This window comes from Labrys sp. ALF-8 (assembly GCF_059699065.1).
Genome location: NZ_AP048537.1, coordinates 1,061,694 through 1,081,665 on the forward strand (window position 1 = coordinate 1,061,694; position 19,972 = coordinate 1,081,665).

The following is a 19,972-nucleotide window of genomic DNA, read 5'->3' on the forward strand; positions in this document are numbered from 1 at the left end:
TGTGGAATATCGGCTGCGACTTGGCCCGCGATGGCGGACGAAAACTAAACGAGAAAGGTGACGATTATCTGGCACTCATGCCGTCACGGAAGATCCGCAGCAGCCGTGAGCCTGCCGGCTTTCGTACTCGTCGTGACGGCGCACGAAATCCATGGTGCTGTCCTCGTTGCGGCCCTTGGGCGCCCGATCGAGGATCATCAGCGTGCCGATCAGCTCTTCTGGCCCCCGGCCATAACTCGAATAGGTGTGATGGATCGTGCCGTCCTCATCCTTGTTGAAGGCGCTCAGGCCAGGCAGTTCGTCATGGGCGTCGGCACCCGGAATTTCCTGGAAATTGTAGAAGACGGAGCCGTTCTCCAACTCTTCCGGCGCAAAGGAGACGTGGTAGTCGAAGTTGAAATCGCTCCCGTTGGAGGAAACCCAGGGGAAGCGCCACCCCATCCGCGTCCTGTACGCCTCGATCTTGGCGAGCGGAGCCCGCGACACCGCCGTCAGCGTGACATCATGATGCTCCAGGTGCGGCAGCGCACCATCGAGATGGTCGGCCAGGAACGAACAACCGGGGCAGCCTGCGCTCCATTCCGGCCCGAGCATGAAATGGTAGATTATCAACTGGCTGCGGCCGTCGAAAAGGTCCGAGAGCGACCGCCGGCCCCGGGGGCTATCGAATTGGTAAGGCTTGTCGACCCTCACCCAGGGCAGGGCGAGGCGCTCGGCGTTGAGCCTGTCACGCGCCCTCGTTGCTTCCTTTTCCTTGAGCAGCAGCGCCTTGCGCGCCACGAGCCATTCTTCCCGCGACACGACCGGATGTTGCGTCATTTCATCCTCCTTCAACGTTTGCAGCAGGCTTCTTGACATAATAAGTTGATATCAACATTATTTTTCACTGTCAAAGACGTCCCCAAGGCAGCAGATATCCGACCAGAACCATGCGCCAGACCAAAGACACCACAGCATCTCCCCTGCCCTCACCCGTGGAAGACGTTTCGGTTCCCTTCCAGACGACACTGCTCGTGAAAGATTCCTGCCTGTGCCTGCACGTCCAGCGAGCGGCCCGGGCGCTGGCGCGCCGTTTCGATCTTGCCCTGCGCCCGATAGGGCTCACGAACAACCAGTTCTCACTGCTGATGGCACTCAATCGCCCCAGTCCCCCGAGCATGGCGCCGGTGGCCGCCCTCCTCGCCATGGATCGCACCACGTTGACCGCGGCGCTGAGGGTGCTCGAAAAACGTGGATTGGTGACCGTTGTGCCGGATCCCGGGGACAGGCGCCTGCGCCTGCTCGCCCTCACGCCTGGAGGCCGAAACCTTCTGGCCAGTGCAGTGCCGATCTGGAAGGCGACGCACGAGACCTTGGAGGCAAAGCTGTCCGGCGGCGCCGAGAGCCTACGCCGGCAGCTTGCTGCTTTAGCCTGAGGCCGGATGCGGCCGTCGCGATCATCACCCCGGTTCGGGAAGCCACATCCGCCGGCTTGACCTCCCGATCAAGCGGCCGCAAGGAAACGCCATGACGGCGAAAATCCTGGTCAGCGCCTGCCTTCTCGGCCGGCCCGTGCGCTACAACGGCTCAGCCAAGCCGTTCGTCCACCCCGCCCTCGCCCGCTGGCAGGCGGAAGGGCGCGTCGTTTCCATCTGCCCGGAACTTTCGGCCGGCTTCAGCGTGCCCCGGCCACCGGCTGAAATTGCCGACGGCGGATCAGGCGAGAATGTCCTCGCCGGACACGCCCGGGTGTTGGAAAGCGGCGGCTCCGATGTCACGACGCTCTACCGCGCAGGTGCGGAGGCAGCGCTCGCACTTGCCCGGACGGAGAATTGCCTTTTCGCCCTTCTCATCGACGGCAGCCCGTCCTGCGGCAGCAGTTTCATCCATGACGGCAGTTTCAGCGGCACGATGCGGGCTGGGGCGGGGGTGACCGCCGCCCTGCTTCGAGCCAGCGGCATAGAGGTCTTCGCGCCCGCCGAGATCGCCAGGCTGGAGCAGGCGATCATGCGGAAGCAGACGGGCTGACGCGCCACGCCTCGACGTCCATCTTTGTCCTACTGCGCCGGCGCAACCTCAGGCTGTGGCTTCGGAACCGGCTTGGGCTTGGCCACCTGCTTCGGCTTGGGTACAGACTTGGGTTTGGGTGCGGGCTTGGCAACCTGCTTCGGCTTCGGTTCTGCCTTGCCCGGCGTGATCTTCGTGGCGGGTGGAGGAGGCGCGGCCGGCGGCGGCGCGGCGGAAGCAGCGGCTGCCTGAGTGCCGGTCACGACCACATTGATGCCGGAGAGCAGCAATTTCTGGTCGGTCACCACATAGGCCAGCTCAAAATTCAGGCGGCTGTCGCCGTTGAGCGGAAAATAGCCCGCCAGCCGGAGCATGCCGCTCTTGTCGGTCTGCGGCTGGCCGGTGATGGTCGGCTGAAGGATGGCCGCACCACCAAGATCGAGACCTGCCTCGCGCTGAGCCGAGAAAGTGTCGCTCAACTGGGCGACCGAGTTCCTGCGCCTGAAATCCGGCGAGCCGAGATCGCGCAAGACGGAATAATTGCCCGTCTTGTTCGCCTGATCGAGCGCAATAAGGGTCGAGCGCACCAGGACAAGGGTCATATCCGAGGTGATCCTGTAGGTCCGGGGCGTGGCAGGCGCGGTTACTGCCGGAGCGACGGGCGGCGGAGACTGCTGCGCCCTCGCGATTCCGGGAAGGCCTGCGGCAAGGACCACAAGCAGGAGGCTTACCGCCATCGCGGCACCGGCGCGACGCCGTCCTGTCATCGTCGATATCTGCAAGGAATGGCCTTTCGTCTGGTTTCCGATACTCGAAACTTCTGGCATGCGGAACGAGTGCCGGTTTGAGCCGAGAAAATCGCCTGTACCGTCCCCTTCTGCCAGGCCGAGCGATCACGAACAGTTTCCGCACTTTCCGATATCGACGCCGATTCGGTTGAAGAAAATTTAAAATCGGCGTCTGGGGCGGCTCTGCAAGGCTGTGCATGCCGTGGCTCGCAACTCCGGGAGGGGGTTGACGCCGTCATGGCGCTCGCGTTCTCTCTGGAACCTCATCGAGATCCATCATGCCTGCTGATACCCTGGCGTCCCGCCAACCCGAAGTCGCCGCCTTCCTCGCCGCCCACCCCGACACCCGCTTCATCGAGGCCTTTACGCCTGATCTGACCGGCTACGGTTTCGGCAAGCGCCTGCCCGTGGAGGAAATTGACGGGCTGTACCGCTCGGGCATGGGCTTCTCCGCCGCACCCTATGTCCTGAATCCGCAGCACGGCGGCTACGGCTCCGGCGGCATCGGATGGGATGACGGCGATCCCGACGCCAAGGGCATGCCGATCCCGGGTACCCTCAAGCCGATGACCTGGGCCACGGTGCCGACGGCGCAGGTGATGCTGGACATTACCCTGGCCGCCACGGGCGAGCCGCTCTGGAGCGACCCGCGCCAATGGCTCAAGTCCATCGTGGAGCGCCTGCAGGCAGATGGCCTCTTCCCGACCGTCGCCTGCGAATACGAGTTCTTTCTCACGGACGGCATGCGTGAAGCGGACGGCCGCATACGCCCGCCGGTGATCCGGCGCACCGGTCGCCCGATCGGCCCTCCCACCAACCTGTCCGTGCTGACCTTGGAAGAGGTGGCGCTGTGGTCCGCCAGGCTCGACGACGCTGCCCGGGCACAGGGCGTGCCGATGGGCACCGTCATCGCGGAGATGGGCGTCGGCCAGTTCGAGACGAACCTGCATCACTCGAGCGATGCCGTACTCGCGGCCGACCACGCCATCCTGCTCAAGCGACTGATCAGGGGCACGGCACGGGCGGAAGGATGGGATGCCACCTTCATGGCAAAGCCCTATCCCGATCAGGCCGGCTCCGGCCTGCACGTCCATGTCAGCCTGGCCGACGCTCAAGGCCGCAACATCTTCGCCGCGCCCGGCACGGGAGAGGGTATGATCCGGCACGCCGTCGCCGGCATGCAGCGCCTGATGCCGGAGTCGCTCGCCTTCTTCGCCCCCAATCACAACTCGTTTCGACGCTTCGGCGGGTTGTTCGCGCCGGTGAACCGCAAATGGGGCGAGGACAACCGCACCGTGGCGCTGCGCATCCCCTCCGACAAGGGAGCAGGCCGCCGGATCGAGCACAGGGTCGCCGGTGCCGACGCCAATCCCTATCTCGTGGTCGCGGCCATTCTGGCCTCCGCTCACTACGGCATCACGCACAAGCTCGAGCCGGATGCACCGGTGGCGCACAAACATGCAGGCCACAGCAAGGATCCGGGACTGCCCGCAGACGTCTTCGATGCCGCCCGTCGGCTGGCCGGCGCCAGGTTGCTCAGGGATTATTTCTCAAAGCGTTATCTGGAAACCTACGCCCATCTCATCCACGGCCAGCATGAGGAACTGCTGTCGGAGTTGAGCGTGCGCGAATACGATATGTTCTTCTGAAGCACCGCCTCAGGACCCGCGCAGCTTGATCAGCCTGGACCGCTCGAACTCCTCACTGCTCCTGCGCGTCCTCACCTTGAGAAGGTCCTTGCGGGCGACGAGCCCGACGAGCCTGCCGCCGGCCCGATCCAAAATGGGGACGCGGCCGGTATCGGCAAGAGCCATCCGGTCGGCGAGCGCTCCCACGAGTTCGTCGGAGTAGCCGGCAACGAGGTCCCGCTCCTCGACCATATCGCCGAGGGTCGCCTCCTCCTCCCCGTCATGGATAGACCAGTCGAGCATGTCGGCACTGGTGACCATGCCTGCAACGCGTCCGTCTTCCCCGACGACGGGATAGCTCTTGTGGCGATGCTCGCCAGAGGAGAAAAAGACGGCGGCCTCCACCACCGGCATCGATGCCGGAAGGGTGTCCACCGTTCGTACCATGATGTCGCCGACCCGGGTGAGATCGAAGGGATCGGTGTGATACTCGCCGGTGATGTGATGGCCCCGCCGCGCTATCTTTTCGGTGAGGATCGAGCGTTTCATGGTTAATACCGTCGTGGCATAGGCGACGCCGCAGGCTGTCAGCAGGGGCAGCGCCATGCCGAGATTGCCGGTGAGTTCGACCGCGAACAGCGTGGCCGTGAGCGGTGCGCGCATGGTGCCGCCCATCGTTGCCGCCATGCCGAGCAGCGCCCAGAAGCCCGGATCAGCGTGGGGAAGGACCAGCCCCGCCAGGGCACCGAGAGCGCCGCCCAGTATCAGCAGGGGCGCGAGCACGCCGCCCGAAGTGCCGGATCCGAGGGAAATCGACCAGATCAGTGCCTTCACCACGAGCAGCAATACGATGGCCCTCACGGTCATGTCGCCGGCCAGTAGGTGGCGGATATTGTCGTAGCCCACGCCGAGGGCAGCAGGATCCACGAGGCCGCCGAGACCGATGGCGAGGCCACCGAACAGGGGCCACCACATCCAGTGCAGCGGCAGTTTGTGGAAGAAATCCTCGCTGGCATAGACCATGGCGGTCAGCAGGCCAGAGCCGAGCCCTGCGGCGAGCCCCACCGCCGACCAGCCGGCAAGACCGGTGGGGCTGACGGTCACGCTGCCGGTGAAGGCGAACAGCGGAACAGGATCGAGCAGGAGTCCCCGCTCGGCTGCGGCGACAGCGGCCGCCACGACCACCGGCAGGAAACTGCGGGGTTTCCATTCGAACAACAGGAGTTCGATGGCGAGCAGCACTGCGGCAATGGGCGTACCAAAGATCGCCGTCATGCCCGCGGCCGCCCCCGCCACGAGCAGCGCCTTGCGCTCATTGGCGCTGAGATGAATCATCTGTGCAATCAGGGAGCCGATTGCGCCGCCTGTCATGATGATCGGCCCTTCGGCACCGAAAGGGCCGCCGGAGCCGATAGAAATCGCCGAGGACAGCGGCTTCAGCACAGCCACTTTCGGATTGATGCGGCTCTTGCCGATGAGGATGGCCTCCATCGCCTCGGGAATGCCGTGTCCGCGGATCTTCTCGGAACCGTAGCGCGCCATCAGGCCGATGATCAGGCAACCCACGACAGGCACGAAGATCGTCATCCAGCCGAGCGGCGAACCCGAAATCGGCAGATTCTCCAGCGAGAGCCGTCCGTAGTAGAAGAGGTTGGTGCATAGGCCGATCAGCCTCAGCAGAACCCATGCCGCGCCCACGCCGGCTGTACCGACCAGCGTGGCGAGGGCCATCAGAAGCAGCACCCGGCGATCGGTCGTGAAATCGCCGAGGCGCAAGGGAAGTTTGCGCGTGCCGGCTTCGGCGTCATGCCCCGGCGCGTCGAGAGTAGAAATCGTCATGTCCGCAGAAGTCCGAAAGGGGGAGCGGTGGCTCTCAGGATTTTATATCGCAATACGATATATTTTGCGCAAGTCAACGATTTTTCGTAGAGAGTGGGAAGCACTAAGGAGAATCGGCGAACGATGGACGAGACCGGGCAGCAAGGCCCCGACTATGAGACCCTGGCACGCTTCAGGCACGAGTTACGCAAATTCCTTGCCTTCAGCGAGACCGCCGCAGGCGCGGCGGGCCTGACGTCCCAGCAGCACCAGGCCATGCTGGCCGTGCGAGGTCTCTCCCGCGATGGCGCCCTGTCGATCGGGGAACTCGCCGAAATCTTGATCCTTCGCCATCACAGCGTCGTGGAACTGGTCGACCGCCTCGGCAAGCTCGGCCTGGTCGAACGCATCGCCGACCCGGCCGACGGCCGCCGCGTATTGGTGCGCCTCACTTCATCGGGCGAGGACAAGCTCCATGCGTTGTCGTCGGCCCATATGAAGGAACTGGCCGCCATCGGGCCGGCCCTCACGGAGATGCTGAGGTCGCTGCACCATCGATGACGGGGCCGTGATCCCGGCATGACGCCCGTCAATTCCGTGTGAGCCCGTAATAACTCCGGCCATACGCTCGTATAATGGCTGCAACCAACATCGGGCCGGAGCATTTCCATGACCACGAGCTTCTCGAAAATCCGAAACTGGCTCATCGCCAGCCTCACCGTCTCGGTGGGCGCCGGCCTGTGGCTGTCGAGTTCGAGTGCCGAGGAGGCGCCACATCTGGTGCCGGCGCCGGTGGTCGAGGCGACCTCCTCCGGCAAGCTGGAGACCGCCGTGCTTGCTGGCGGCTGTTTCTGGGGCGTGCAGGGCGTGTTCCAGCATGTGAAGGGTGTGACGAGCGCGGTGTCGGGCTATGCCGGCGGAGACAAGGCGCATGCGCAGTACGAAACCGTCTCCACGGGCACCACCGGCCATGCCGAATCCGTGCGTGTCACCTTCGACCCTTCCCGGATTTCCTACGGCAAGATCCTTCAGATCTATTTTTCGGTGGCGCACGATCCCACCGAGTTGAACCGCCAGGGACCCGACACCGGGACGCAGTACCGTTCGCAGATCTTCACCTCGACATCCGACCAGGCCAAAGTCGCCGCTGCCTATATCAAACAGCTCGATGCCGCCCACGCCTACAGCGCGCCCGTCGTGACCAGGATCGGCAGTCTGCGCGGCTTCTATCCGGCCGAGGACTATCACCAGGACTTCCTGACGAGAAACCCTGATTATCCCTACATCGTCATCAACGACCTGCCCAAGATCGCTGCGCTGAAGCAGCTCTTCCCCGATTACTATCGCGCCGATCCCGTTCTGGTCGCCACGAAGTAGACGGGGCCGGCCTCAGGCGCCGGAGAGGCGTTTCCTGAAATGCACGATGCGCCGGTCGGGTCGTTCCTCGATCCGCTCGATCGAATACCTTCGGCGCTGGTACCAGGCGACATTTTCCGTGAAGCGCTCGTTCGTGTAGAGCCGGACCTCCCCGATCCCGGCCTCGGAGGCCCGCTGCTCGGCGAAATCCAGAAGGGCCGTCCCGAGCCGCGCGCCCTTGCGTTCGGGCGCCACGGCGATGCTCCAGATCAGCAGATGATCGGGCCTGGGATCGAGGATGAGCGCGGCATCGAGCGCCTCCGCATCGCCCCCGATCCAGATCTCCATGGTCTCGAAGAGCGCGTGGAAGTCGGCATCGTAGGGCGGCAGGGATACGCCTATGCGCGCCTTCAGGGGCGCATAGGCCGCAATCTGGAGGGTCGAGATCGCGGGAACGTCTTCGCGAAGGGCGCGGCGAAGGTGCATGTCGGTGCCCGCTCTCCTGGGGACTAGAACGTTTTGTGTTTTGACGGAATCGGCAAAACGCAAGGACGCGTCGAAAAACAAAGAGCTGGAGAAAAGCCGCGTTTCTACCTAAACGCGCTTTGCTCTAGTCGAACCGCAGCCTTGTCTTCTGCTGCCCGGCCTGGTCGAAATTCTCGGGCTTGAGCCAGGCTTCGTAGCCCGCCTTCAGCCTCGGCCAGTCGGCATCCACGATCGCGAACCAGGCCGTGTCCCGGTTCTGGCCCTTGGCGACCATGTGCTGGCGGAAAATGCCCTCGAAGGTGAAGCCGAAGCGCTCGGCCGCCCGCTTTGACGGTTCATTGAGATTGTTGCACTTCCACTCGAAGCGCCGGTAGCCAAGCGTATCGAAGACGTAGCGCGCGAAGAGATAGAGCGCTTCCGTGCACACGCGCGTGCGCGCGATGGCTGGTCCCCACAGTATGCTGCCAATTTCGATGACACCATGCACCGGATCGATGCGCATCAGAGCCTGGCGGCCTTCGGCCCGGCCGGCGGCCTTGTCGATCACCGCAAAGAACATGGGATCCTGCCCGGCCGCGGCCTTGGCGAGCCACGCCGAGAACTCGACGGCATCGGCGGGCACGCCTTCGAAGAGATAGCGGAAGCGAGAGTCCGAGCCCGGCTCCTGGGCCGAATGGAGAAGTTCTGCCCCGTGCTTCTCCGGGTCGAGCGGTTCAAGGCGGGCATAGCGACCTTCGAGAACAACGCGTTCGGGGCGCGGCACCCCGTTCCAGGTCGAAAGATCCATCACTCGATTCCTGTCAGAAAGCAGAAAGTCCCGTGGCAGGATTATTGCGGAGCGATGCGCTGTTCAAGTGAAAGCACTTCCTGGCGCACCACGCTGGGTAGCGCCTTGGACGATGCGACGGAGGTGAAGTCACTGTCCTGGTGCGGCACGTCGTTCGAGCCGCGGAAGACCTTCAGCCCGTCGGGCATGACCACGATGTCGCCATTGCGGAGCGTGGGATCGACGGAGATCGGAATCTGGGGCAGGCCGCGCGCGGTGGACTGGCAGCTGCAGGAAGGGTTCTCGCCGTTGCGGAAGGCATAGGCGCTCGGCAGTGCCGTGTAGAGATTGCCACCGGAATCCACGGCGGACTCGATCGCGGGTTTGGTGTTGCCGTTGCTGTCCGAATTGTTCACCGTGGCCGTGTAGAGCACCATCTGGCCGCCGGTGCAGGACGCTTCGCACATCGAGGACTGCATGTCCTGATCATGCTGGTTGCGGACGAAGCCCGTAGCGAAATAGTAGCCGTCGCAGGTACGCACGCAGTAGCCGCGCGTACGCGACGCCGTCACCGCGGGTGCTGGCGCCGCCTTGGGTCGGGGCTGGCCCTGCGGCTGCGGCGCCACCGGCGGCGCGACGGGCTGGGGACGCTGGCGCGGCCCGAACAGGAAATCGAACAAGCCGGCGTTCGCGCTGCCGGTCGCAACGCCTGCCAGCAATAATCCGGCGGCAAGGGAGGCAGCGAAACGTCTGGTCGTCATGTCGAATTTCCTGGCAGGTCGCGGAGGAGCGCTACACCGCTCCACCCCGGCCTACGTGAGCATCCCGACAAAATCATGTCGGAGCGCGAACTTAGTGGTTGTCGCGCGGCACACCATAGGTCTGGGCGACCTTCTGATACTTGACTGCGGGCTTGAGCACCATACCGTCTCCGAGCTGATCCACCATGGCGCGCTGAATTTCCTGCCACGGGGTCTGGCTCGGGGCATAGTGGAAGCCGCCCGCCGCCGCAAGGTCAGCCCGGCGCTGCGCCAGTTCCCCGTCGGAAATAAGGATGTTGGCTTCGCCCTTGTTGAGGTCGATGCGCACGCGGTCCCCCATCTTGAGGATCGCGAGCCCGCCGCCGGCCGCCGCTTCCGGCGAGGCATTGAGGATGGAAGGCGAGCCGGAAGTGCCGGACTGCCGGCCGTCACCGATGCAGGGCAAGGAGGTGATGCCGCGTTTGATCAACGCCGCCGGGGGCTGCATGTTCACGACCTCGGCCGCTCCGGGATAGCCGATCGGCCCGGTGCCGCGGATGAACAGCATGCAGTGCTCGTCGATGTTGAGCGAGGGATCGTCGATGCGATGGTGATAGTCCTCCGGCCCCTCGAACACGATCGCGCGTCCTTCGAATGCGCCGGGGTTCTTGGGGTCGGACAGATAGCGATCGTGGAACTCCTTGGAGATCACGCTCGTCTTCATGATGGCCGAGTCGAACAGGTTGCCCGAAAGCACGATGAAGCCCGCATCCTGCACGAGCGCCGTATCGAAGGTTCGAATCACGTCCGGCAGCTCAATCTTCGAGTCCTTGCAGTTCTCGCCGATCGACTTGCCGTTCACCGTGAGCGCATTCTCGTGGATGAGCTTGTGCTTCATCAACTCGTTGACAACGGCGGGTACGCCGCCGGCATGCTGGTAGTCCTCGCCGAGATATTTGCCGGCAGGCTGCAGATTCACCAGGAGCGGCACCTTGTGCCCGACGGACTGCCAGTCGCGGATGTCGAGCTCGACGCCGATATGGCGGGCGATGGCGTTGATGTGAATGGGTGCATTGGTCGAACCGCCGATGGCCGAATTAACGACGATGACGTTCTCGAAGGCTTCGCGCGTCATGATGTCGGAGGGCTTCAGGTCCTCGTGCACCATGTCGACGATGCGCTTGCCGGTCTCGTAGGCCATCTGCTGGCGCTCGCGGTAGGGCGCGGGAATCGCCGCGGAACCGGGAAGCTGCATGCCCAGCGCCTCGGCCAGGGAGTTCATGGTGGTGGCCGTGCCCATCGTGTTGCAGTAGCCGGTCGACGGGGCCGAGGAAGCCACCATCTCCATGAAGCCCTCGTAGTCGATCTCGCCGGTGGCCAGCATCTCGCGGGCCTTCCAGACGATGGTGCCCGAGCCCGTGCGCTCGCCATGCCACCAGCCGTTGAGCATCGGGCCGACGGACAGAGCGATGGCGGGAATGTTCACGGTGGCGGCCGCCATCAGGCAGGCCGGCGTGGTCTTGTCGCAGCCGATGGTGAGCACCACGCCGTCGATGGGATAGCCATAGAGCAGCTCGACCAGCCCGAGATAGGCGAGGTTGCGGTCAAGCGCCGCGCCGGGGCGCTTGCCGGTTTCCTGGATCGGATGGACAGGGAACTCGAAAGCGATGCCGCCAGCCTCGCGAATGCCCTCGCGAATGCGCTCGGCCAGCACGAGATGATGGCGGTTGCAGGGGGAAAGGTCGGAGCCGGTCTGCGCAATGCCGATGATGGGCTTGCCAGATTGGAGTTCCTTGCGCGTGAGGCCGAAATTGAGCTGGCGCTCGATGTAGAGCGCCGTCATGCCTGGATTTTCCGGATTGTTGTACCAGGCCTGAGACCGCAATTTCCGGGGTTTACCAGTGCTGTCAGCCATCGTGAGACTCCCTAATATCATGCCGGACCTGTGCATCAGGCCGCCGCCTTCTTGCGCAAGTGACGATCTAGCACTTTTGTCAGACCATTCGCAACGATCAAAGCAGGCGAGCGCCGAAAAGCGGTTCCCACCGCTGTGATTCTCGTTGTAGCCTGCGTTCACATAGAAGACTTCCTCCCCCCACGGAACGCCCTAAATGCCGCCACATCTGGTTTCTGCCTTCTCCCGCATCGGTGAGGAGAACGCCTTCGCGGTGCTTGCGAGAGCCACCGACCTCGCCCGGCAGGGCAAGGACATCATCAATCTGGGCATCGGCCAGCCGGACTTCCCCACCCCGGCCCACATCGTCGAAGCCGCGGTGAAGGCCCTGCGCGACGGCCATCACGGCTATACGCCGGCCACCGGCATCCTGCCGCTGCGAGAAGCGGTCGCCGCCGATGTCGAGCGGCGCACAGGCGTTGCCGTCTCCCCGGACGAGGTGATCGTGGTACCGGGCGGCAAGGTCACCATGTTCATGGCGATCCTGATGTTCGGCGAGCCCGGCGCCGAGATCCTGTACCCGGATCCCGGCTTCCCGATCTACCGCTCGATGATCGAATTCACGGGCGCCACGCCCGTGCCGGTGCCGATCCGCGAGGAGAACGGCTTCGCTTTCTCGGCCGCGGAAACACTCTCCCTGATAACTCCGCGCACGCGCCTCCTCATCCTCAACTCGCCCGCCAATCCCACCGGCGGCGTTACTCCAAAGGCTGAGATCGATGCGCTTGTGAAGGGACTGGCCGACCATCCTGACGTCGCCATCCTGTCGGACGAGATCTACAGCCAGATGAGCTATGATGGGCTGGAGCACGTATCGCTCCTGACCTATCCTTCCATCCGTGATCGACTGATCCTGCTCGACGGCTGGTCGAAGACCTATGCCATGACGGGCTGGCGCATGGGCTTCGCGATCTGGCCCAAGCCTTGGGGCGACGCAGCACGAAAGCTTGCCGTCAATTCCTATTCCTGCGTGAATGCAAGCGCCCAGTGGGCCGGGCTAGCCGCCCTTACCGGCCCCCAGGACGAGGTGCATGCCATGGTCGCCGAGTTCGACCGGCGGCGGAAGATCGTGGTCGACGGCCTGAACACGCTGCCCGGCGTCTCCTCCGTCACGCCGAAGGGCGCGTTTTACGCCTTTCCCAACATCAGCAAGACCGGCTGGAAGGCAAAGCCGCTCGCTTCCGCCCTGCTCGAGCAGGCAGGCGTCGCCACGATCGGCGGCCCGGATTTCGGCGTCCATGGCGAGGGCTACATCCGCCTCTCCTATGCCAACTCCGCGGAGAACATCCGGCGGGCTCTGGCGCGTATGGGCGAATTCCTCAGTGCCAATCCGGGGAGCAGCGTGTGACGTCCGCACCATCGAAATGAACGCCGCACGCAGCGCCGGCCTCGCTCGGCGCCATATCCCGAACCGGAACCAGCCAGGACAGACACCATGACCGACCTGATCGCCATCGGCGAATGCATGGTGGAACTTTCGCGCCATGGCGGCAATGTCATGACGCTCGGTTATGGCGGCGACACCTTCAACACCTGCGTCTATGCCTCGCGCCTGGGCCTCGACGTCGCCTACGCCACCGCGCTGGGAGACGATCCCTATTCGCAGGGCATCTGCGATCTCGCCGCCAGCGAGCGCATCGCCATGACGGGCGTGCCACGCCTCGCAGGCCGTGTACCGGGCCTCTATGCCATCGAGACGGACGACAAGGGGGAAAGGCGCTTCTTCTACTGGCGGGACAGCGCGCCGGCACGCAGCCTGTTCGAACTCGCCGAGAGCGCGGATCTCGTCAGCCGGATCGAGAAGGCCGGGGTCGTCTATTTCTCCGGCATAACTCTCTCCCTCTACACACCCGCCGGCCTCGACCGGTTCGAGCAGGTATTGAAGGCTGCCAAGCGCCTGGGAGCCACCATCGCCTTCGACGGCAATTTCCGTCCTCGCGGCTGGGGTGGGAGCACCGAGCGGGCACGCCGGACCTTCTCGCGCTTCCTGCCTCTGGTCGACGTCATGCTGCCCACCTTCGACGACGAGCAGGCGCTCTGGGGCGACGCCCGGCCGCAGGAGACACTGGCGCGGCTAGCCCGGTACGGCATTCGCGAGATCGTGGTGAAGGATGGCACCAATGGTGCCCATATTCGCAGCGGTACCGCGCAAACTCACATACCGGTGCCGGAAAAGGTCACGCCTCTCGACACCACCGCAGCAGGAGACAGCTTCAACGCCGGCTATCTCGCCGCGCGCCATCGCGGAAGTTCCGAGGAGACGTCGGCTCTCGCAGGCCACCGTCTCGCTGCCCGGGTGATCACGCACCGAGGCGCCATCATCCCGGCCGAAGCCATGACGGGACTCTAGCCCGGGCGGGACGGCGGGTGCAGCCCGGAGGTCGAGGTTCTCTCGACTTCGATGGAAGTCGCGCAACTCGGCCTCGCACCCGAAAACACCGGGAATTGTTACATACAATTCACATCGTCGCCGCGGGAATGCCACGTTCGGCCAGCATGAACATTGCGCGTGATAACTGACCGCCAATCTTGAATCGCCGGGGGCGCCTTGTTAGTGCTCTCCCGATGGCATGTGCCCTTTTCAGTCGGTCGCTATCCAGTTCAGGGCGCAGTGACGAGACGGCACGCGGCGGATCCGATGGAATGGTCGCTTTCAGAAGACGGGGCTGGACATGGTTGAAGCAGTGGGATCGCTCGATCGCGCCGTGACGCGCGACGATGATCCCGGCCCCTCGCCCGTTGCTGTGGGAACGGAGACACACGAGGACGCGGCCGTCCGCCAGCCCTGGTTCAAGCGCCTCGACTGGAGCAGAGCCGGCCTGCTGGTCGGCCTCGCCCTCTTCGTCATCGCCGCGATCGTCCTCTACGATACGCTGGAGGACCTGACGTGGCAGGAAGTGGCCGACGCACTGTCGCGTATCGTCTGGCATCAGGTGGCTCTTGCGCTGGTGGCCACCGCCCTCTCCTATTGCGCGCTGATCGGCTATGACATCCTGGCACTGCGCCATGTCGGGGCCAGGCTGGTGCCGCTGCCAGCCGTCGCCTTCACGTCCTTTGTCGGCCAGACCTTTACCTTCACACTTGGCTTCGGCGTCCTGACCGGCGGTGCCGTGCGCTGGCGCATGTACCAGGGCTACGGCCTCAAGCCCGGCCAGATCCTTGCCGTCGGGGCCCTTACCACGCTGACCTTCTGGCTCGGCATCGCGACGGTGGCGGCGATCTGCCTGCTGTTCCGGCCGGGCGCGCTGGCGCCGATAGACGGGCTTTCGCCCAATCTCAACTTCCTTATCGGGCTCACCGTTCTCGGAGGCGTCGCCACTTGGGTGACCGTTTCCGCCATCCGCCAGCGCACCCTGACGGTTGGCGAACTCACCATGCCGCTGCCGGGGCCGCAGGCCACGCTCGGCGCGATCGTCGTCGGGCTGCTCGACACCGTCGCGGCAGCGACGGCGCTCTGGCTGATCCTGCCCGCAGGACCGGATGCCGGTTTCATCAGCTTCCTCGCAGTCTTCGCCATCGCGACGGTGCTCGGCGTGATCAGCCATATCCCCGGCGGCGTCGGTATCTTCGAGGCAACCCTGATCCTCGCCCAGCCCCAGATTCCGCTGGGAGACATGGCCGCCTCGCTGATCCTCTTCCGGCTGGTCTACTACATCGTCCCCTTCGCCATCGCCTGCCTGCTGTTCGGCGCGTACGAAGTGCGCCAGCGCCAGCAGGCGGTCGGCCAGTTCGCCAAGGCGCTGCGCTCCTTCGCACGGCCCATCGCTCCGCGCGTGGCCGGTATCGCAGTGTTCCTCGGCGGTGTCGTGCTGCTGTTCTCGAGCGCCACGCCGGAAGAACATTATCGCGTCGCCATCCTGCGCACGATCATTCCCCTGCCCTTCGTCGAACTCTCGCAGCTTGCCGGCAGCATTGCGGGAATGGTGCTGCTCATCATCTCCTACGGCCTGGTGCGCCGCATGGCGAATGCGCAGCGTATGGCGGTGCTGCTGCTCCTGGCCGGCGCCGTCTGCGCCCTCTTCAAGGGCCTCGACATCGAGGAGGCGACCATCTGCTCGATCGTCGCCGGCCTGCTCGTGCTCTACAAGGATGAGTTCTACCGCCAGGCGGAACTCTTTTCGGTGCGCCCCTCCTTCGAGTGGATCATCGCCTGCGTCGTCGCGGTGGGTGCCACCATCTGGCTGGGCTTCTTCGTCTATTCCAACGTCGACTACCAGCACAGGCTTTGGTGGGACTTCGCCTACAATGCCGATGCCCCACGCTTCCTGCGCGCCGCGCTGGCGACCGTGGTCGTCGCCTTCGGCATAGCGGCCTACATCATCATGCACCGCACCCGCGCCGCCTTCGATCCCGCCACGCGCGAGGAACTGGAGACGATCGCGCCACTGATCGAGACCAGCACCCGGTCGGACGCCCACCTCGCGATGCTGGGCGACAAGCGCTTCCTGCTTTCCGCCAGCGGCAAGGGGTTCACGATGTACGGCGTGCAGGGTCGCAGCTGGATCGCCATGAGCGATCCGGTGGCGCCCGAGGAAGAGATCGACGGCATGGTCTGGCGCTTCAAGGAACTGGTAGACCGCAACGGCGGCATGCCTGTCTTCTACCAGATCACCACCGGCCACCTGCCTGCCTATCTCGACGCCGGCTTCTCCCTGGCCAAGCTCGGCGAGGAGGCCTGGGTCGATCTCGGCAAGTTCACCCTGGAAGGCGGCGAGGGTCGGCGCCTGCGCCAGGCCAAGGCCAAGGCGGAACGCTCCGGCGCCACCTTCGAGATCGTGCCCGCCGAAAAGGTCGAAGGCATGCTCGGAGAACTCGAGGCCGTCTCCGACGCCTGGCTGGACGAGAAGGGCAAGAACGAAAAAGGCTTTTCGCTCGGCTTCTGGTCACCCGACTACGTCAAGCGTTATGACCAGGCCGTGATCCGCCAGAACGGGCGCATCGTCGCCTTCGCCAATATCTGGCGGGGCGCCGGGAAGAAGGAATACACGGTCGACCTCATGCGTTATCTGCCGGATGGGCCGGCGGGCATGATGGACCTGCTCTTCATCGGCCTGCTCGCGCAGGCCAAGAGCGAGGGCTACCAGTGGTTCAACCTCGGCATGGCACCGCTTTCCGGCCTCCCCCGCCATCGACTGGCCTCGCTGTGGAGCAGGATCGGAGCTTTCGTCTATCGTCGGGGCGATCGCTTTTATAATTTCGAAGGGCTTCGGTCCTACAAGGACAAATTCAAGCCTGAATGGCGGCCAAAATATCTTGCATTCCCGGGTGGATTGGCCCTACCGCAAATTCTCATGGATGTTACCGGCTTGATTTCGTCAAGCCCGAGACGAGCTTTGTCTGAGGAGACTACTTGATGCGGCGCATCGCCTTGTTCTGCGTTGCCATGCTGGCTTGTACGACCACTGCCCTCGCGGCGCCGCGCCAGATACAGGTTCAGGAAGAGATCCTCGGCAAGGTCACGGTTCTCGCTCCCCAGGACGAACCTACGAAGTTCATCGCCCTGCTCTCCGACAAGGATGGGTTCTCGCCGGCCTACAACGCCTTTGCAGAGAAACTCGTCGACCAGGGCAGCGCGGTGATGCTGATCGACTCCCAGGCCTTCATCGACGGCCTTGCCAAGGGCGACGAGGAAGATTGCCACTATGCGTTCGGCGACATCGAGGATTCCTCCCGCGAAGCGCAGCGCCAGTTGGGCATGCAGACCTGGCGCTGGCCGGTGGTGGTGGGCCTCGGCAAGCTCGGGGGCACCTACGCCTATATCAACCTGGCCCAGGCGCCTGAGAATACCGCCGCGGGAGCCGTCTCGACCGACTTCAGCGACGAGATGGCTTCCAAGCTGCGCATGTGCGAGGGCGCGCCGGTGGACAAGGCGACCGATGGCAACTGGAAGTACAAGCCCCTGAAGGAGATGCCCGGCCGCTGGACGCTGGTTACCCCGACGTCGCCCGATGCAACCCAGCAGGCCTTCATCGACGGCACCAAGGGGGCATCGTCGGTGGTTGCCGCCGGGGGTGACGACGCCGTTGCCGATGCCGCCATAAAGGCAGCCGTCGAAATGGGCGCTCCCCCCAACCAGGAGCTGGGCGACCTGCCCTTGGTGGAACTTCCGACGGAAGGACCGCCCGTCGGCCTCGCCATCTTCATCTCCGGTGATGGAGGCTGGCGCGATATCGACAAGACCATCGGTGAGATCCTGCAGAAGGAGGGCGTCGCGGTCGTCGGCGTCGACTCGCTTCGCTATTTCTGGAGCACCAAGGAACCGGACGTCATCGCCTCGGACCTGACGCGCATCATCGGCTACTATACCAAGCTGTGGGGCGCCAAGCGCATCGCGGTGATCGGCTATTCGCTCGGCGCCGACGTGATCCCCTTCACCTGGCAGAAGCTGCCGCAACAGGTGCAGAAGAAGATCAATCTGCTCGCCATGCTGGGGCTGGAGCCTACCGCCGATTTCGAGATCTCGGTCTCCGGCTGGCTCGGCGTGGCCTCCTCCTCCGATGTCGACCTCAAGCCCTTCCTGCCCGGCCTCCCCTTCGAGAAGACGATGTGCTTCTACGGCGCCGAGGAAGTTCCGGACAACGACACCGCCTGCGTCTTCCCCGAAATGAAGAAGGCCCAGATCATCGAGCGGCCCGGCGGGCACCATTTCGACGGCAATTACGAACCAGTGGCGCGAGCAATTCTGGATCGGCTCAAGAAGTGAGATGAAATGGCGGTTTCGACCGCCATTTTCTTTTCCCGCGAGGCGTACCGGCTACCTCGCGATGGATGAAGAGCCAGCCCAGGCAAGCCGGACCGCAGGCAACAGGCCTGCAACCCCGGGGAAGACCTTCAACCGACTTGCCGCCGTCACACGCCTGTGGAAGCTTGGTGGCCGACCCATTCCGCCCGCAGGAAACGCCATGTCGAAGATCTCCCGCCGCCAGACCCTCGGACTCGGCCTTGCCGCCGGTTTTTCCGTCACCATGCTGGCCGGCGGCGAGGACACCGCGCGGGCAGCGCCGGCCGGCACCACCTTTTCGCTCCTGCTCGTCAACGACATCTACAAGGCCGGCGACAGCAACGGGCGCGGCGGGTTTCCGAAGCTGGCGGCAGTGGTCAAGGCCGAGCGGGCAAGAGGCGTCCCCATGCTGTTCTGTCATGCGGGGGATTGCTTCTCGCCGTCGCTGATGTCCGGGTTCGACCAGGGCGAGCACATCGTCACCCTGACCAACATGATCCGGCCGGATATCTTCGTACCCGGCAACCACGAGTTCGATTTCGGCACCGATGTCTACTTCCAGCGCATGAAGGAGGCGAATTTTCCCTTCTTCGCAGCAAATATGCGCCAGGCCGACGGCACATCCATCCCGGGCATGCAGGATCATACGATCGTGGAACTCGGCGGCATCAGGGTCGGCGTCACCAGCCTGGCGCTCGCGGCCACGCCGCAGATGTCTCAAAGCGGGAACCTGGTGTTCAAGCCGGAGATGGAAACCCTGCGCGCCGAAACGGCGGCCCTGCGCAAGGCGGGAGCCGACTTCGTCGTCTGCGTCGCCCATACCGATCGCGAGATGGACAATGAGATCGTGCGCTCGCGCCTCGTCGACGTGCTGCTTTCCGGCCACGACCATGATCTTGCCATCGGGTATGACGGCCGCACAGTGATGGTCGAATCCAACGAGGAAGGCAATTTCGTCACGGCCATCGACTTCACGGTGAAAGTCAGCGGCGAGGGCGATGCGCGCAAGGTGAGCTGGCTGCCGAGCTTCCGTGTGCATGACAGCATGACGGTGACGCCCGATCCCGAGGTGCAGGCGGTCGTCGACAAGCTCGAGGCGGACCTCAACCAGGAACTCAACGTCGAGATCGGCACCACGTCGGTCGAGCTCGACAGCCGCACCGCCAGCGTCCGCTCGCAGGAAACCGCCATGGGTGACCTCATCGCCGATGCGATCCGGGCCCGTACGAACGCCGACTGCGCGCTCACCAACGGCGGCGGCATCCGGGCCAACAAAGTCTATCCGGCAGGTGCAAAGCTGACCCGCCGCGACATCCTCTCGGAGCTTCCCTTCGGCAATACAACCGTGCTGGTCGACATCAAGGGCTCCGACATCAGGGCGGCCCTGGAGAACGGCGTCTCGCAGCTGGAAAACTATGCCGGCCGTTTCCCGCAGGTCTCCGGCATGGTCGTCACCGTTGACCGCAAGGCGCCGGTGGGTTCGCGCATCCTCTCGGTCAGCATCGACGGGCAACCGCTCGATCCGGACAGGCGCTACAAGCTCGCGTCCAACAATTTCATGCTGGCCGGCGGCGACGGCTATACCGCGTTGGCCAAGGGCCGCGTGCTCATCGGTGCGACCGACGGCAAGCTGCTCGCCAACGAAGTGATGGTCTATGTGCGCCAGAAAGGTGCGATCTCCACGGGCGTGGAGGGACGGATCATCCTGCGATAGAGCCATGCGAGGAAA

At 64.3% G+C, this 19,972-nt stretch carries 17 protein-coding genes; 10 read left to right on the forward strand and 7 right to left on the reverse strand.

All coding sequences use genetic code 11. The annotated features are described in order from the left end of the window. Positions 1–75: 75 nt before the first annotated feature. A complete protein-coding gene (locus tag AC6H34_RS04840; RefSeq protein WP_497538073.1) occupies positions 76–819 on the reverse strand; it encodes a DUF899 domain-containing protein in 744 nt (247 codons plus the stop codon). A 110-nt stretch (positions 820–929) separates the two neighbouring features. Between AC6H34_RS04840 and AC6H34_RS04845 the strand changes: the two genes are divergently transcribed. Together AC6H34_RS04845 and AC6H34_RS04850 are read left to right on the forward strand one after the other, a co-directional pair. After that, entirely contained in the window at positions 930–1,415 is a 486-nt protein-coding gene (locus AC6H34_RS04845; protein ID WP_497538074.1) for a MarR family winged helix-turn-helix transcriptional regulator, read from the forward strand. Positions 1,416–1,506: 91 nt separating this feature from the next. Beyond that, entirely contained in the window at positions 1,507–2,007 is a 501-nt protein-coding gene (locus tag AC6H34_RS04850; protein WP_497538075.1) for a 2-thiouracil desulfurase family protein, read from the forward strand. Positions 2,008–2,036: 29 nt separating this feature from the next. Here the strand turns inward: AC6H34_RS04850 and AC6H34_RS04855 are convergent, their stop codons facing one another. Continuing rightward, a complete protein-coding gene (locus AC6H34_RS04855) occupies positions 2,037–2,753 on the reverse strand; it encodes a hypothetical protein (protein WP_497538076.1) in 717 nt (238 codons plus the stop codon). Between the two features lie 299 nt (positions 2,754–3,052). On the opposite strand from AC6H34_RS04855, the gene AC6H34_RS04860 reads away from it, so the two are divergent. Continuing rightward, complete coding sequence (locus tag AC6H34_RS04860) at positions 3,053–4,423, forward strand: glutamine synthetase family protein (RefSeq protein WP_497538077.1); 1,371 nt, start codon at positions 3,053–3,055, stop codon at positions 4,421–4,423. A gap of 9 nt (positions 4,424–4,432) precedes the next feature. Here the strand turns inward: AC6H34_RS04860 and AC6H34_RS04865 are convergent, their stop codons facing one another. Continuing rightward, entirely contained in the window at positions 4,433–6,241 is a 1,809-nt protein-coding gene (locus tag AC6H34_RS04865) for a chloride channel protein (protein ID WP_448151087.1), read from the reverse strand. 123 nt (positions 6,242–6,364) lie between these two features. Here AC6H34_RS04865 and AC6H34_RS04870 point away from each other — a divergent pair, with 123 nt between their 5' ends. Both AC6H34_RS04870 and msrA read left to right on the forward strand, forming a co-directional pair. Further along, positions 6,365–6,781 carry a MarR family winged helix-turn-helix transcriptional regulator gene (locus tag AC6H34_RS04870; protein ID WP_448151086.1) on the forward strand — a complete coding sequence of 139 codons (417 nt, stop codon included), beginning with the start codon at positions 6,365–6,367 and terminating at the stop codon, positions 6,779–6,781. A gap of 108 nt (positions 6,782–6,889) precedes the next feature. After that, positions 6,890–7,597 carry a peptide-methionine (S)-S-oxide reductase MsrA gene (msrA, locus tag AC6H34_RS04875; protein ID WP_497538078.1) on the forward strand — a complete coding sequence of 236 codons (708 nt, stop codon included), beginning with the start codon at positions 6,890–6,892 and terminating at the stop codon, positions 7,595–7,597. A gap of 12 nt (positions 7,598–7,609) precedes the next feature. Here msrA and AC6H34_RS04880 read toward each other — a convergent pair whose 3' ends face one another. The 4 genes from AC6H34_RS04880 to AC6H34_RS04895 form a co-directional block, all read right to left on the reverse strand. Beyond that, a complete protein-coding gene (locus AC6H34_RS04880) occupies positions 7,610–8,062 on the reverse strand; it encodes a GNAT family N-acetyltransferase (protein WP_448151084.1) in 453 nt (150 codons plus the stop codon). Between the two features lie 124 nt (positions 8,063–8,186). Next, positions 8,187–8,852: a GNAT family N-acetyltransferase gene (locus AC6H34_RS04885; RefSeq protein WP_448151083.1), complete on the reverse strand. Its 666-nt coding sequence runs from the start codon at positions 8,850–8,852 to the stop codon at positions 8,187–8,189. Between the two features lie 38 nt (positions 8,853–8,890). Beyond that, positions 8,891–9,589, reverse strand: coding sequence for a DUF2865 domain-containing protein (locus AC6H34_RS04890; protein WP_448151082.1), 699 nt, complete (start codon positions 9,587–9,589; stop codon positions 8,891–8,893). A gap of 91 nt (positions 9,590–9,680) precedes the next feature. Further along, complete coding sequence (locus AC6H34_RS04895) at positions 9,681–11,483, reverse strand: IlvD/Edd family dehydratase (RefSeq protein ID WP_448151081.1); 1,803 nt, start codon at positions 11,481–11,483, stop codon at positions 9,681–9,683. A 196-nt stretch (positions 11,484–11,679) separates the two neighbouring features. Here AC6H34_RS04895 and AC6H34_RS04900 point away from each other — a divergent pair, with 196 nt between their 5' ends. The 5 genes from AC6H34_RS04900 to AC6H34_RS04920 all read left to right on the forward strand — a co-directional run bounded on the left by AC6H34_RS04900 (position 11,680) and on the right by AC6H34_RS04920 (position 19,957). After that, positions 11,680–12,870 carry a pyridoxal phosphate-dependent aminotransferase gene (locus AC6H34_RS04900; RefSeq protein WP_448151080.1) on the forward strand — a complete coding sequence of 397 codons (1,191 nt, stop codon included), beginning with the start codon at positions 11,680–11,682 and terminating at the stop codon, positions 12,868–12,870. 87 nt (positions 12,871–12,957) lie between these two features. Beyond that, entirely contained in the window at positions 12,958–13,872 is a 915-nt protein-coding gene (locus tag AC6H34_RS04905) for a sugar kinase (protein WP_448151079.1), read from the forward strand. A gap of 322 nt (positions 13,873–14,194) precedes the next feature. Then, entirely contained in the window at positions 14,195–16,876 is a 2,682-nt protein-coding gene (gene mprF / locus AC6H34_RS04910; RefSeq protein ID WP_448151078.1) for a bifunctional lysylphosphatidylglycerol flippase/synthetase MprF, read from the forward strand. Next, positions 16,876–18,225: a virulence factor family protein gene (locus AC6H34_RS04915; protein WP_497538079.1), complete on the forward strand. Its 1,350-nt coding sequence runs from the start codon at positions 16,876–16,878 to the stop codon at positions 18,223–18,225. Before mprF ends, AC6H34_RS04915 begins: the two co-directional genes overlap by 1 nt. Before the next feature lie 199 nt (positions 18,226–18,424). Continuing rightward, positions 18,425–19,957 (forward strand): bifunctional metallophosphatase/5'-nucleotidase, encoded by a 1,533-nt coding sequence (locus tag AC6H34_RS04920; protein ID WP_497538080.1) that lies wholly within the window; start codon positions 18,425–18,427, stop codon positions 19,955–19,957. The last annotated feature ends 15 nt before the right edge of the window (positions 19,958–19,972 follow it).

Bases quoted from the DNA above. Each gene is read 5' to 3' on its own strand.
- AC6H34_RS04840 (WP_497538073.1), bottom strand. From the start codon at position 819: ATGACGCAACATCCGGTCGTGTCGCGGGAAGAATGGCTCGTGGCGCGC.
- AC6H34_RS04895 (WP_448151081.1), bottom strand. From the start codon at position 11,483: ATGGCTGACAGCACTGGTAAACCCCGGAAATTGCGGTCTCAGGCCTGG.
- AC6H34_RS04850 (WP_497538075.1), top strand. From the start codon at position 1,507: ATGACGGCGAAAATCCTGGTCAGCGCCTGCCTTCTCGGCCGGCCCGTG.
- AC6H34_RS04880 (WP_448151084.1), bottom strand. From the start codon at position 8,062: ATGCACCTTCGCCGCGCCCTTCGCGAAGACGTTCCCGCGATCTCGACC.
- AC6H34_RS04900 (WP_448151080.1), top strand. From the start codon at position 11,680: ATGCCGCCACATCTGGTTTCTGCCTTCTCCCGCATCGGTGAGGAGAAC.
- AC6H34_RS04890 (WP_448151082.1), bottom strand. From the start codon at position 9,589: ATGACGACCAGACGTTTCGCTGCCTCCCTTGCCGCCGGATTATTGCTG.
- AC6H34_RS04845 (WP_497538074.1), top strand. From the start codon at position 930: ATGCGCCAGACCAAAGACACCACAGCATCTCCCCTGCCCTCACCCGTG.
- AC6H34_RS04905 (WP_448151079.1), top strand. From the start codon at position 12,958: ATGACCGACCTGATCGCCATCGGCGAATGCATGGTGGAACTTTCGCGC.
- AC6H34_RS04865 (WP_448151087.1), bottom strand. From the start codon at position 6,241: ATGACGATTTCTACTCTCGACGCGCCGGGGCATGACGCCGAAGCCGGC.
- AC6H34_RS04860 (WP_497538077.1), top strand. From the start codon at position 3,053: ATGCCTGCTGATACCCTGGCGTCCCGCCAACCCGAAGTCGCCGCCTTC.
- AC6H34_RS04855 (WP_497538076.1), bottom strand. From the start codon at position 2,753: ATGACAGGACGGCGTCGCGCCGGTGCCGCGATGGCGGTAAGCCTCCTG.
- msrA (WP_497538078.1), top strand. From the start codon at position 6,890: ATGACCACGAGCTTCTCGAAAATCCGAAACTGGCTCATCGCCAGCCTC.
- AC6H34_RS04915 (WP_497538079.1), top strand. From the start codon at position 16,876: ATGCGGCGCATCGCCTTGTTCTGCGTTGCCATGCTGGCTTGTACGACC.
- AC6H34_RS04920 (WP_497538080.1), top strand. From the start codon at position 18,425: ATGTCGAAGATCTCCCGCCGCCAGACCCTCGGACTCGGCCTTGCCGCC.
- AC6H34_RS04870 (WP_448151086.1), top strand. From the start codon at position 6,365: ATGGACGAGACCGGGCAGCAAGGCCCCGACTATGAGACCCTGGCACGC.
- mprF (WP_448151078.1), top strand. From the start codon at position 14,195: ATGGTTGAAGCAGTGGGATCGCTCGATCGCGCCGTGACGCGCGACGAT.